The following is a 13,060-nucleotide window of genomic DNA, read 5'->3' as shown; positions in this document are numbered from 1 at the left end:
GATGATTCAGATGAAAATAGCGATAGCACACGATTACTTAATCCAAATGGGCGGAGCGGAAAGGGTAGTAGAGGTATTCCACGATATGTATCCGGAGGCTCCCATCTTCACAACGGTGTTCAGCGACGACCGCCTGTCGAGCAACTTGAAGGATGCGGATATTAGAGCTACCTGGTTACAGAACGTCCCGGGAGTGAAGGCCAATTTCAAAGGAGTGCTGCCGCTGTATCCCATCGCTATCCGTGATTTTGATTTTAGGGATTTCGACATTGTTTTAAGCTCCAGCAGCGCATTTATGAAAAGCATCCAGGTACCCAAACATACGTTTCACATTTGTTACTGTCATACACCGATGCGGTTTGCCTGGGATTACGATACATATATGGCCCGGCAGTCCAAATCCAACCTGCTCAAAAGCATGCTAAAGCTGTACATGAACCGGTTGAAAACATGGGATGCCAAAACTTCTCGCAACGTAGACCAGTTTGTCGCCAACTCTTCGGTTGTTAAACGAAGAATTTTGCACTATTACCAAAGGGATGCGGATGTCATTTTCCCTCCTATTAATACATCCCGTTTTAAACGCGCTACAAGCATCGGTGATTATTATCTGATCGTATCCCGATTGGTGTCCTACAAGCGCATTGATCTTGCGATCGAGGCATTCAAACGCAACGGTCTCAAGCTGCTCATTGTCGGTGAAGGGCCGGATCGTAAAAGACTCGAAGGCATGGCTGCCCCGAACATTGAGTTCCTCGGCAGGCTTGAGGACGGAGAGGTTAACAAGCTGATGGCAGAATGCCGGGCGCTCGTTTTTCCGGGTGAAGAGGACTTTGGTATTACGCCTTTGGAGGCGAATGCGGCCGGGCGGCCTGTCATCGCTTTTCAGGGTGGGGGAGCGCTGGATACGATTGTTCCTCATGTGAACGGCGTATTTTTCCGCAAGCATCAAGTAGAGGATGTGCTGGAGGCAGTCGCAAAGGTCGAGCAACATGCATGGAATGTGGACGATATCATTACCCATGCCCGCAAATTTGATGAAGATACGTTCAAGGATCAATTGAAAAAGTATGTAGAACAAGCCTATGTGAACTTTCTAAAAGGAGGATGAATGGAATGAAGCTGGCTGTAATCGGTACTGGATACGTTGGGCTCGTCTCGGGTGTGTGTTTTGCGCATAAAGGTAATGAGGTGATTTGTGTCGATCTGGAGCAGCACAAAATCGACATGTTGAATCGGGCGGAATCTCCGATTTATGAACCGGGTATTGAGGAATTAATCGCGCTGAATCTGGAAGCTGGCCGTTTGGAGTTCACTTCGGATTTGACCGATGCGGTACGACGCTCGGATATCGTAATTTTGGCGGTAGGTACGCCTTCTCTGGCTAACGGCGAGGCGAATTTGTCTTACATCGAACAGGCTGCCGCTGATGTCGGGAAAGCCATGAACGGGTATAAGATTATTATGACCAAGAGTACCGTGCCTGTCGGAACGAACGAAAAGATCAAGGACGTAGTGGCCCACCATACGAATTTGTCCTTCGACATCGTATCTGCACCGGAATTTCTGAGAGAGGGCTCAGCCATCAACGATACGCTTCACCCGGATCGCGTCATTATTGGTTTGGACAACGCAGGGCTGCGTGAAACGATGGTTACCCTGCATCAGGTGTTCACGGATAAAATCTATGTGACGGATATCCGCAGTGCTGAAATGATCAAATATGCATCCAACGCATTTCTGGCAACCAAAATTTCATTCATTAATGAAATTGCTAATATTTGTGAAAAGGTTGGCGCAGACGTCACCTGCGTGGCTGACGGTATGGGCATGGACAAACGGATTGGCTCCTCTTTCCTGCAAGCAGGGATCGGGTACGGTGGCTCTTGCTTTCCGAAAGATACGAATGCGCTCATCCAAATTGCGGGTAATGTGGACTATGAATTTAAGTTGTTGAAATCGGTGGTCGAGGTGAATACCGACCAGCGCTTCATGATTGTATCCAAGCTGCGAGAATCGCTGGGTCAGCTGAACGGCGTGTCGATTGGCATTTGGGGCCTCGCCTTCAAGCCAAATACAGATGACATCCGCGAAGCTCCAGCACTGGAAATCGTAGAAACGCTCATTCAGGCAGGTGCTATTGTGAAGCTGTATGATCCAATTGCGATGGATAAATTCAAGGAGCGCGTGGATCACCCGAATATTGTATGGTGCTCCTCTCCGCAGCAAGCCGCCGAAGGAAGCGACGCTGTGTGCCTGCTAACCGATTGGGAAGAATTCAAAAAAGTCGACCTTGTACAACTGGCTTCCCTGTTGCACAAACCTGTTCTGATTGACGGTCGTAATGTATTCACGGAGGATCAGATTCAAAGCTCCGGGCTGGAATACTACTCCGTGGGTCGTCCGCGGATGAGCGGGTGGAACAGAGATAAGGTTGAGGCTTAAAAGTGACAGATTAAAAAGTGACTGTGGCGGTGTTGGAGGCGCTGCGCGTTCCATTCGATCTTCCGATCGCTGTTGCAGCGGGATTCTTTGGATTATGTAAAACATTCCAAGGTAAGAATCCCACTGCAAAGGCGAACGCTAGCGCTTCTCCAGATTCAAATGGACCGCTCCGCTGCTTTTCGCCGTGGAGTCACAGTTTTTAAACTCCCACCTTATGGGGGGAGTAGAAGGGCAGATCGGAAGGAGCGGCACGGTTGAAGCCGCTCCTTCCGATCAAAGCTCCAGGCGGATACGCCGCGCACGCATCTTTACAGGCTGACCGGACTTAATAATGTCCGGTCGTGCCTTTTGCAATAAACGGTATGATCGGCATGATGCATTTTTGAGTAGCGCAGGGATGGATTTGAATCTGGGGAAGCGGAGCGTTCGCCTGAAAGCTTTCCAAAGGAAAGCTCGCATCGGAAGCATAAGCTTACCGGGATTCAAACCTTTTATGACTTCATATAATTGAGTGAATCCCGGTCCAACAGCGATCGTAAGATTAAATTCATACCGTAACGGGTAGTCAACTCATCATCAGAAAGATCATCCAACCAATATAGAGAGGAAGTGGAGAGTTATGAAGCTCGTACTTTTGTCTGGTGGTTCCGGTAAAAGATTATGGCCTTTGTCCAACGATTCCCGTTCTAAGCAATTTTTGAAGGTACTGGAGAGCCCGGAGGGTAATTCGGAATCTATGGTACAGCGGGTATGGAGACAATTAGGAGACAACGGATTATCAGAATCCTCGTTTATTGCAACAGGGAGAGCACAGGTCGAAATGATCCAGAGTCAGGTCGGACCGAATACGCGCATCATTGTTGAGCCAGAACGTAGAGATACCTTTCCTGCGATTGCGCTGACAGCGACTTATCTATATTCCATTGCTGGTGTTTCGCCTGATGAAATCATTGCTATATTGCCTGTAGACCCTTATGTAGAGGATGCTTTCTTTGCTTCAGTAGCCCAGCTGGAACATACGCTTCAGGAGAGTGAAGGTAAGCTTGCATTAATCGGGGTCGTCCCTTCCTATCCTTCTGAGAAATATGGTTACATTATTCCAAAAAACGATGCCACCCAAGGTAGCACAGGCTACCGCGAAGTGAGCCATTTTCAAGAGAAACCCGACCGGGAGCAGGCGGAGCGTCTAATGGAACGCAATGCTCTATGGAACTGCGGGGTTTTTGCATTCAAATTAAGCTATTTGCTTGATATCTTGGCATCCAAGGGCTTGCCGCTGAATTATGAAGAAATGCAAAAGCAATACGCATCTCTGGAAAAAATCAGTTTTGACTACGAAGTAGTCGAGAAGGAGAAGGACATCGTAGTTCTTCCGTATGATGGCTTTTGGAAGGATTTGGGCACCTGGAATACGCTCACAGAAGAAATGTCTCATCAGCAAGTGGGCAGAGGTGTAGTAACGGAGGATTGTGTCAATACGAGTCTTATTAACGAGTTGGACATTCCCGTGGCGATCATCGGAACGAATGATCTGATTGTAGCTGCTAGCCCGGATGGCATCCTTGTGACCAATAAGGCAGAAAGTCCTCGCATCAAGGAAGTGCTCAAGGCTCATGATCAGCGTCCAATGTATGAAGAACGTCGTTGGGGGCAGTATCGGGTTGTGGACTATGTAAAGTATGACGAGGGCAACGAGGTACTGACCAAACGAATCCGCGTACGGAAAGGCAAAAATATCAGCTACCAGCTTCATTTCAAACGGAGTGAAATCTGGACCATTATTAGCGGTGAAGCGGAAATTATTTTGAATGAGAAGCTGCACAAAGTGAAGGCTGGTGATGTTGTCCGCATCCCTGAAGGGACGAAGCATAGCATTTTGGCTGTGACCGATGTGGATTTGATTGAGGTGCAGACTGGCTCTGAGTTGGTTGAAGAAGATATTGTCCGCTTTTGTATGGATTGGAATGAAATTTCCCGTCACCAATTTATCTCCTAATTATTTTCGTAAAAATGAAAAAAAGACGAATTGATGAAAATTCATAGTCCAAACTGTCGAAATTGGGCGAAAATCTGTAAATTCATGAACAAGACCTATTAAATTTTGGTAAAAGAAAGTCGATACTTAGGGTAAGAAGGAATCCAAACTCCTTCCAACGATAAAGGCAGCCCTGTCGAAAGGCAGGTACGCAAAGCTAAAGGGCCTTCCGTAAGGATGGCAGCCTGGCTACCGAAAGGAAGAGCGAAAGTGAGATTCAATTTTATTCCTCTGTATCGACTGATACGTCATGTACTCCCCGTTGTTATGCTTTTTTCTTTGTTGCCCGTCGGTTTTGGTGATTCTCTGTCCGTGGCGAATGCTGCTACATTACAACCTGTTAATTCGGACGCCTCTACTCAGGCCCGTGAACTATACAATTATTTGCTCAACATCTCTGGGAAAAAAATAGTCACTGGTCAGCATGATTATTTGGAAAGTCCGGATGAATTAAGTAACAAGGTCCAAAAAATCAGTCAGGCGTATGTGGGTGTGCACGGCTATGAGATGGGAGCCATCTCCGGTCAAACTGCCGCTACGGAAGCAGCACAACGTAAAAATGTCGTCGATAGCGCTATCCGTTGGAGCAGATCCGGTGGCATTGTGACGATGACTTTTCATGAAGCGCTGCCGGGTAGGCCACTGACTTGGGCCAATGTGCAAGCAAAAGTGAGTCAGACGGAGTTCAATAAATACGTGACGCCAGGCACTACGCAGTATAACCTCCTCATTGCCGATCTGGATGAGGTCGCTGTATCGTTAAAGCAGCTTCATGATGCTGGGGTTCCGGTTTTATGGAGACCTTACCACGAAATGAATGGCGACTGGTTCTGGTGGGGAAACAAAAACAATTTCAATCAGCTATGGAATATCATGTACGACCGTTTTACAAACACACATCAATTGAACAATCTGCTGTGGGTATGGAGTCCGAATGCTCCCAATTCCTACACTTTCCCGTATACCCCGAAATACCCGGGGAATGACAAAGTGGACATCTTGGCAGTAGACATTTACAACAATGATTTTAAGCAAAGTCATTACGAAGGTCTGCTCGGATTGGCAGGGAATAAGCCGATTGCCATTGGGGAGCACGGTGAGATGCCTAGTTCTGAGGTGTTGCAGGCTCAGCCTAAATGGGTATATTCCATGACTTGGGGCAAGATGCTGACCGAGAATAACACAACAAATCAAATTCAGGATTATATGAATGATTCGAAGAGTTTGACGCGGGATGATGTGAAGAATGGGTTGGCAGCAATTCAACAACCTGTGACAGAGTCACCGACTGTACCGGACGCGGGACAAAATGATCCGATCCCAGCGCCAGAAGTGAACCTGCCCCCAGCTCCGACTCCTCCTTCCGTTCCTGATGTGGTATACACGAACGGGCTGCGTGGCGAATATTTTAACAATATGAATTTGAATGGTAGTCCTGTTTTGATCCGTACAGATAGCAAGCTGGACTACAACTGGCGCGCCATTGCAGCTGATCCAAAGGTGAATGCCGATCAGTTCTCGGTTCGCTGGACGGGTAAAATCAAACCGCAATATAGTGAGACCTATACGTTCACAACGATATCCGATGATGGTATTCGCGTATGGGTAGACGGCAAGTTGGTTATTGACAGCTGGTTCAAACAAAGCTGGACAGAGCGTAAAGGCAGTATTACTTTGGAAGCAGGCAAAATGGTAGATCTAAAAGTGGAATACTATGATGAAAATGGCGACGCGATGGCACGTCTAATGTGGGAAAGTCAGCATGAAGCGAAAGCGGTAATTCCCGGAAACGCTTTGTTTCTTCCTTGATAGATACTCTTTCCCGGTCAAAAAATTTGAGGAGAGAGAGTGAATCATATGATAAAAAAATGGTTGACCCATAGGTATACGGCAGTATTATCCGGACTACTAGCGGTCGTAGCTATAGCGATGATCGCTTGGTTTATATACACGCCTTCAAGAAGTGCAGAATTGCAGACGGATAAAGTAGCGGCCGCCAGTCCAGTATGGAAGCTGGGCCAGAGGGATGACTCTTCAGCGGAATTCAAAGGTGTGGTCGGTAGGGATAATATCGATATTTCTGCAGCAGCTGCCTCTACCGAATCGTCTGCTAAAGAAACATTGTCAGCGTTGTCGGTAGCAGAGAATACAACAGTTCCGGTATTGCTTAGCAGTGAAGATATTCCTCCAGGTTTGAATGCGTCCACGAATCCTGAACTGACACTCCAGTATAAGCTGAATCAGATTCCTCCCAATGGTATGATATTCCGTGTTCGGATTTTGGATGCGGGCAAAGCGGTCCCGCAAATGGCTGTATTTTCAAATCAACAGCTGTCCGGTATTATTCAGATTGCCGGGGTATCCGGCACTGGGAGTACTTATAATTTCAAAAACAACTACGAGCTGTATATACCCAAAGAGCAATTGCAAAGCGGTGTTAACGTACTCAAGCTAAAGACAGCGCGCTGCCTATACTGCTCCTCTGCAGAAGATAAAAATGTGTGGTGGACTTGGGATGACTTGAGCTTGGAGACGTTAGCTTCACCTGCAACCGAACCGGTACATGGTAAATATATACTGACTGGAACGAATGTGAACAATAAAGAATTTTATTATGATCAGGGTGCAGTTAAGCATTTACCATACGTTCTCAAATGGCTGGGAATTGCTTATAGTGGCAACGTCATGAGGGTCACCTGTGCCAGTAATGTGGGCAAGGCATGTACAGACGTGGATGATTACTATCAAACGTTAAAGCAGTATAATATGCAATCGTCTGCTTTGTATTTATATACAGGTGATATTAAGCTGCAAAAAGATGGTTCTTTGCCAGAGACGGCCAAGCAAAAGTTGCGCGATTATGTAAAAAAATACGGTTCATACCTTCAATATTATGAAGTAGATAACGAACCTGGATTGTTTAACCGCTCCAAGGCGGTGAACCTGGCTGTGGCCAACTGGTTGAATACGGAAGGCAAGCAATTGGCACCGCATCTCAAAACCGTAGCGCCGGGCTGGGCCTACTGGCCGACGTACTCCACCAAGGCGTGCAAAAATCAAACCGGAGGTACGCAAAAATGCGGTGACCCGGATGGATGGGAACGGGACCCAGAGCAGCGTAAACAGCTGGAGGAAGTTACCGACCTGACCAACGGACACGCCTATGGTGAATCGTATAATGAAGAGGGCGGAGGCAGCTTCGTCCAAAATTTGAAAACCTTCGGCGGTTCGAGCAACGGATTGGCGAAGAAGATGCTGAACACGGAGTTCGGTACCAACGATACGCATCGGGACAATCCTGATTACGGGGCTAGTCAGCCACAAGCAGCCGCATTCGACCGGATTATGCGTTCGCAAATCGGGTTTGCCGATATGTTTATCCAGCACGCTGCTTTTTATAAGGATTATACGCTGTTTAAAACGGGCTTTGATCTGCAAAGTCACAACCCGGCAAATACAGAAATCTATCCGTTCGGGCAAGGACAGGACACCCGCGTTAAGATCATGAGACGCTTGAGTCTGGCCTATGCCACCCATGGTAAACCTCTGACTTATACTGTGCTGAATCCAGAGGATACCAAGGATAAGATGGTCTATGTTCGTGCGGTGGATACGTCCAAGCTTAAACCGCTGGCGGGTAGCGGCGCTACTTCGGACAAACTGCTGGTGAATCTAGTGAATTTCGAATCCACCACGCAGACAATTCGTGTACGGGTGATGATGCCAAAAGCCGGTTTGTACACAGGTGAACGTTTTGGAGCTGGCTCCACCTACAGTCAGGCACAGCGTTCCATATCAGGACTCAAGGCTTCTCCTGCCCTCGATTTTGAAGAAAAACTGGGTCCCGGCGAATCGGTGCAATATATTTTGGAATTAAAAAGTACAGATCAGGCCGCAGCTTCAGCCCCAACAGGGGTGAAGGCTGCCTCTGTTCAGGATGGGGCGGTAGAGATTAATTGGCTTCAGGCAGAAGGCGTATCTTCCTATGATGTGCTGCGTGCTGATGAGACAGACGGGGCCTATCAGGTGATTGCCTCGCAAGTAGCGGGAAGCACATATACGGACCGCACGGTAAAAGCCGGAGGTCACTACGTCTACAAAGTCCGGGCGACCGGAGGCACTCAGGTTTCCCAGGCAGCCGAGGTCGCTTAATCACACCGGAATGCATATAGGACCCTAGCAAACGAATATCTAACATCATTTCGGAATAAAACAAAAAAGAACCTATCAGGAGAAAATAGGACCTGAGAGGTTCTTTTTTATTTGTAAATCGTTCTGATTTGCCAATTCTTTACGTATAATGGAGAAAAAAATAAGAAAATCCTTTTTTATTCTCGTCATAAGACGACAACATTGCAGGTATGTATTCATATATAATAGTTTTGTTCATGACTATACATACATGGTTTGTGGGAAATCTCTTTCCGGTGACCAAGAATAATAAAGTGAGGTTAGTGCTGAATGAACAAGGAGACAGAATTAGGGGTGAACAGCCCTCTTCTTCGAAACAACGCACGGAAAGCAGACAAAGCTGCCATCCACCTGGACATCCGGGACATTTTGCTCCAATGTGGTATCACGACGCCAGAATGGCTAGAGAGCGACGCTGACGAAACCAAGTGCCGGGAAGGATAATGCGTGCAAATTCCAGTTGCCGGTCCTACTTGAGAGAGACGTAAAGCAGCCGATCGCTTTCTTTATTCCATCATTCGTTCCATTCGGACAAACGCGATAAAACGTTTGGCTTCTTCCTCAGATAAGGTGCGTCCGTCAATGGTCAGGTTGAAACGTTGCAGAATATCTTCGTCGGACAGTTCAAGCTGGTCCACAAATTCCCTCACATCTGAATCTAATATTGCAGCCGGGTGGCTCGTACGTCCCACTAAGTAATCAATGGTTACCCCGAAAATATCGGCGAGCTTGGTCAGGGTCTCAAAGTCTGGCTTGCGCCGATTTTTTTCATAGTGAGATAGAGCCGCCCGCGTAATTCCGAGGGATTGAGCTAGTTCCTCTTGTTTTAATCCCTTATGTTCTCGTAATTCAGCGATGCGGGTCCCATAATTCATCTGTTTTTCCTCCTGAATGCAAGGTTAAGAAAGGTAAAAAAAGCAATTTTATGCTTGACAAGATACGAATTGTATCATAAATTAGTTATGTAAGTTACATAACGTATCTGTATTTCGTAGTTTTCACTTATGTCTTCGTTTATATACCCTAAGAGGCCACCGATGATTGAGCATTTTGTGCTTATTCGCTGGCTAGACCTTCTATGCGCTATTATACAACATTTTACTATAGATTAGAGGGTCATGCATCGTTCTTTTCCCCGTTATGCAGAGGATCAGTACAAGCGTTATTGCATCGAAAACAAGTCATTCAGGGAGGACTGGTCTTGTGCAGTTAAAAGAGTACATCCGTTTGATCCGAAAAAGAATGTGGTTGATTGGTAGCATCGTACTGCTGGTGTGTACTGTTGTGGGCATAAAAAATGTATATTTTACCCCGCAGGTTTATGAAGCGACCGCAAAGCTCATTATCAACCAGACGCCGCGACCGGATCATGCAGGTGTCGTCGATTACAGTGTGGTTCAAACGAATATAGCCTTAACGAACTCCTATAAGCAAATTATGATTTCCTCGGCAATTATGGATCAGGTCGTCGCCAGCTTCCCCGATCTCAAGGTCACTCCGACAGCTTTGGCGCAAAAATTAAGAGTGAACACCGCAGGTGATTCACAGGTCATGGATGTAACGATCCGCGACTTATCGTATACGAAGGCTGTGAAAACCGTCAATGCGGTAGCCAAAGTATTCAAACGACAAATCCCCTCTATCATGAAAATGGACAATGTCACCATTCTAAGCGAAGCCAGTCTGAATGATCCAGCAGTTCCCGTGAACAGTAATCCCGCTATACAGATATTTATTGCTTTTGCCACCTCTTTATTGTTGGGAATAGGCTTGGCGTTTTTGCTGGAGGTACTGGATGATACATTTAAGAATGAAGAGGATATTGAAAAAGAACTCGGCCTGCCTACCCTATCCCTGATTACGAAAATGAAAAAAGAAGATAGACGCTCCGACAGCTCTACTACAACTCCTAAACAGGTAGGTGAAGGACAATATGCCGCGATTAATCAATAACCAGCTCGTCACATCCCTGCATGCTCAGTCTTCCGTTTCGGAGGAGTACCGTATGCTTCGCACAAACATCCAGTTTTCTTCTATAGACGAGCCGATTGAGGTTATGATGGTGGCGTCAGCTCAGGCGGGTGAAGGCAGAACGGTCACGATTAGCAATTTGGCTGTAACCTATGCGCAAGAGGGGAAAAAGGTGCTGGTTATGGATATGGATTTGCGCCGCTCCTCTTTGCACCATATGTTTGGTTTGCGTAATCATACGGGGCTGACACGGGTACTTGCCAATCAACAGGCATGGCAGGAGGTGGTTCAGGAAACCGGGATTGACCATCTGCATGCGATTACAGCCGGACCGAACCCACCCAATCCGTCTGAGATGCTCAGTTCCCGCAGAATGAAGGCTCTGCTGGTTGAGCTAAAAGAACATTATGACGTGATCTTGATGGATACGCCGCCATTGCTGTCCTTTCCGGATGGCCTCATTATAAGTTCCATGTGTGATGGTGTCATTCTGGTGGTACAGGCAGGAAAAGTCAAAAAGGATGTCGTTAAGAAAGCGAAAGCGAATTTGGAAAGAGTAAAGGCGCGCATTCTGGGTGTAGTGCTCAATAATGTGAAGCGATCGAATACCCGCGCCGAGCGTGGTATGGAGGAACGCAATCTGATGAATAAATAGGAGGAAAATAAAGGAATATAAAATTCTTTTAACAATGAATAAATAATATTAATAAATAAGGAGCGAGGTGATGAGACGTGTCTTCTTCCCGCTCGAACGAGGCCGAAGCGTTGGGCGCGTCAGTGGATGTATATTCGGTCGCTCATGGGCTTGAACGGCGGCAAGGATGGAGCGTATATCCGTTCGTGAAGCGAAGCATGGACATTATACTGTCTTTCATTGGAATCATCGTGCTATGCCCGGTATTTCTACTTGTCATTCTGCTGATTAAGCTGGAGGACCCAAAAGGAAGTGCGTTATTTTATCAAGTACGTATTGGTAAAAATGAGCGGCCGTTTCGTATGATCAAATTTCGTTCCATGGTGTCTGATGCCGAGGCCAGATTGTCTGCACTGCTGGTGGAAAATGAAATTGAGGGTGCGATGTTCAAAATGCGGGACGATCCCCGAATTACCCGTGTGGGTCGCTTTCTTCGCAGAACGAGCATCGACGAGCTGCCACAACTGTTCAATGTCCTGCGTGGGCAGATGAGTCTGGTAGGACCCAGACCTCCATTGCCAAGAGAAGTCCATGATTACACGGTGAGGGATAAGCTGCGTCTGACGGTTACGCCGGGCTGCACCGGTCTATGGCAGATCAGCGGTCGTAATCATCTGAGCTTTAACCAGATGGTAGAACTGGATTTGGAGTACATATCCAGACGCAGTTTCCGCACGGATGTGATCATTATGCTGAAAACATTTCGTGTACTGCTAGGCTCCAAGGATGCGTATTAAAGTCAATTCAGAGAAGAAGGTAGGGGATAAGTATGGATCTTCATTCCAACATATATGTAGCAGGGCACAACGGACTGGTGGGTTCCGCTATTGTCCGAGCGCTTCAGGAAGCGGGTTACCGTCATATTATTACTCGCACAAGCCGTGAGCTGGATCTACGCAATAAAGAGGCAGTAGACCATTTTTTTGAAACAGAAACTGTGGATTATGTATTTCTGGCAGCGGCCAAGGTTGGTGGGATTTTGGCGAACAACGAATATCCTGCTGATTTTATCCGTGACAATCTGCTTATACAAACGAATGTGATTGATGCGGCATATCGGGCGAATGTAAGCAAGCTGTTATTCCTCGGCTCCACCTGTATCTATCCCAAATTTGCTCCGCAGCCGTTGCGGGAAGAATATCTGCTTACGGGTGAACTGGAGCCTACTAATGAGGCCTATGCGATTGCTAAAATTGCCGGGATTAAAATGTGTCAGTCTTACAACCGTCAGTATGGAACTCGTTTTATTTCTGTGATGCCGACGAATTTATACGGTCCGGGCGACAATTTCGATCTCCAGACCTCACATGTGCTGCCTGCGCTCATCCGCAAGTTTCATGAAGCCAAGCTGAATCAATCTCCGACTGTAGAAGTATGGGGCTCTGGTACGCCGCGCCGAGAATTTCTTCATTCTGATGATTTGGCTGAAGCCTGTCTGTTCCTGATGAACAACTATGAGGGAAATGAGATTGTAAATATCGGCGTGGGTGAGGATATTTCCATCCGTGAGCTGGCTGAACGAGTGAAGAATGTAGTCGGTTATGAGGGCGAAATTACCTTTAATACATCCGCTCCTGACGGAACGCCGCGTAAGTTGGTAGATGTATCCCGAATTTCCGAGCTGGGCTGGTCGGCGCGTATTTCATTAGAAGAGGGATTAAGGTCTGTGTATCAGGCATTTCAAGGTCTGGATCTGGTTGAACAATAAAAAACGGTGGGGGAAT

11 protein-coding genes and 1 riboswitch are annotated in these 13,060 nt (G+C 46.9%); of the genes, 10 read left to right on the top strand and 1 reads right to left on the bottom strand.

Going from position 1 to position 13,060, the window contains the following annotated elements; all coding sequences use genetic code 11:
- The first annotated feature begins 10 nt into the window (after positions 1-10).
- The 6 genes from AC6EJC_RS04865 (at position 11) to AC6EJC_RS04840 (ending at position 9,115) form a co-directional block, all read left to right on the top strand.
- Positions 11-1,111, top strand: coding sequence for a glycosyltransferase (locus tag AC6EJC_RS04865; protein WP_444952979.1), 1,101 nt, complete (start codon positions 11-13; stop codon positions 1,109-1,111).
- A 5-nt stretch (positions 1,112-1,116) separates the two neighbouring features.
- A complete protein-coding gene (locus tag AC6EJC_RS04860; RefSeq protein ID WP_444952978.1) occupies positions 1,117-2,445 on the top strand; it encodes a UDP-glucose dehydrogenase family protein in 1,329 nt (442 codons plus the stop codon).
- A 619-nt stretch (positions 2,446-3,064) separates the two neighbouring features.
- Positions 3,065-4,441 carry a sugar phosphate nucleotidyltransferase gene (locus AC6EJC_RS04855; protein WP_444952977.1) on the top strand — a complete coding sequence of 459 codons (1,377 nt, stop codon included), beginning with the start codon at positions 3,065-3,067 and terminating at the stop codon, positions 4,439-4,441.
- Between the two features lie 155 nt (positions 4,442-4,596).
- Positions 4,597-4,677, top strand: a riboswitch (cyclic di-GMP riboswitch).
- Between the two features lie 13 nt (positions 4,678-4,690).
- A complete protein-coding gene (locus AC6EJC_RS04850; protein WP_444952976.1) occupies positions 4,691-6,289 on the top strand; it encodes a glycosyl hydrolase in 1,599 nt (532 codons plus the stop codon).
- A gap of 48 nt (positions 6,290-6,337) precedes the next feature.
- A complete protein-coding gene (locus AC6EJC_RS04845; protein ID WP_444952975.1) occupies positions 6,338-8,632 on the top strand; it encodes a PD-(D/E)XK nuclease family protein in 2,295 nt (764 codons plus the stop codon).
- A gap of 309 nt (positions 8,633-8,941) precedes the next feature.
- A complete protein-coding gene (locus tag AC6EJC_RS04840) occupies positions 8,942-9,115 on the top strand; it encodes a hypothetical protein (RefSeq protein WP_167686529.1) in 174 nt (57 codons plus the stop codon).
- A gap of 62 nt (positions 9,116-9,177) precedes the next feature.
- Here the strand turns inward: AC6EJC_RS04840 and AC6EJC_RS04835 are convergent, their stop codons facing one another.
- Positions 9,178-9,546 carry a helix-turn-helix domain-containing protein gene (locus tag AC6EJC_RS04835; protein WP_103048921.1) on the bottom strand — a complete coding sequence of 123 codons (369 nt, stop codon included), beginning with the start codon at positions 9,544-9,546 and terminating at the stop codon, positions 9,178-9,180.
- 328 nt (positions 9,547-9,874) lie between these two features.
- Between AC6EJC_RS04835 and AC6EJC_RS04830 the strand changes: the two genes are divergently transcribed.
- The 4 genes from AC6EJC_RS04830 to fcl all read left to right on the top strand — a co-directional run bounded on the left by AC6EJC_RS04830 (position 9,875) and on the right by fcl (position 13,044).
- On the top strand, positions 9,875-10,624 hold the full coding sequence (locus AC6EJC_RS04830; protein ID WP_444952974.1) for a YveK family protein: 750 nt from the start codon (positions 9,875-9,877) through the stop codon (positions 10,622-10,624).
- Positions 10,605-11,297 (top strand): CpsD/CapB family tyrosine-protein kinase, encoded by a 693-nt coding sequence (locus AC6EJC_RS04825; protein WP_444952973.1) that lies wholly within the window; start codon positions 10,605-10,607, stop codon positions 11,295-11,297. The genes AC6EJC_RS04830 and AC6EJC_RS04825 overlap by 20 nt, the downstream gene beginning before the upstream one ends.
- A 77-nt stretch (positions 11,298-11,374) precedes the next feature.
- Entirely contained in the window at positions 11,375-12,073 is a 699-nt protein-coding gene (locus AC6EJC_RS04820; RefSeq protein WP_103048918.1) for a sugar transferase, read from the top strand.
- A gap of 32 nt (positions 12,074-12,105) precedes the next feature.
- Positions 12,106-13,044 carry a GDP-L-fucose synthase gene (gene fcl, locus AC6EJC_RS04815; RefSeq protein ID WP_103048917.1) on the top strand — a complete coding sequence of 313 codons (939 nt, stop codon included), beginning with the start codon at positions 12,106-12,108 and terminating at the stop codon, positions 13,042-13,044.
- Positions 13,045-13,060: the final 16 nt, after the last annotated feature.

This window comes from Paenibacillus sp. TY11 (assembly GCF_059772165.1).
This window is presented reverse-complemented; position numbering and strand designations above follow the sequence as displayed.

Bases quoted from the DNA above. Each gene is read 5' to 3' on its own strand.
- AC6EJC_RS04865 (WP_444952979.1), top strand. From the start codon at position 11: ATGAAAATAGCGATAGCACACGATTACTTAATCCAAATGGGCGGAGCG.
- AC6EJC_RS04860 (WP_444952978.1), top strand. From the start codon at position 1,117: ATGAAGCTGGCTGTAATCGGTACTGGATACGTTGGGCTCGTCTCGGGT.
- AC6EJC_RS04855 (WP_444952977.1), top strand. From the start codon at position 3,065: ATGAAGCTCGTACTTTTGTCTGGTGGTTCCGGTAAAAGATTATGGCCT.
- AC6EJC_RS04845 (WP_444952975.1), top strand. From the start codon at position 6,338: ATGATAAAAAAATGGTTGACCCATAGGTATACGGCAGTATTATCCGGA.
- AC6EJC_RS04840 (WP_167686529.1), top strand. From the start codon at position 8,942: ATGAACAAGGAGACAGAATTAGGGGTGAACAGCCCTCTTCTTCGAAAC.
- AC6EJC_RS04835 (WP_103048921.1), bottom strand. From the start codon at position 9,546: ATGAATTATGGGACCCGCATCGCTGAATTACGAGAACATAAGGGATTA.
- AC6EJC_RS04825 (WP_444952973.1), top strand. From the start codon at position 10,605: ATGCCGCGATTAATCAATAACCAGCTCGTCACATCCCTGCATGCTCAG.
- fcl (WP_103048917.1), top strand. From the start codon at position 12,106: ATGGATCTTCATTCCAACATATATGTAGCAGGGCACAACGGACTGGTG.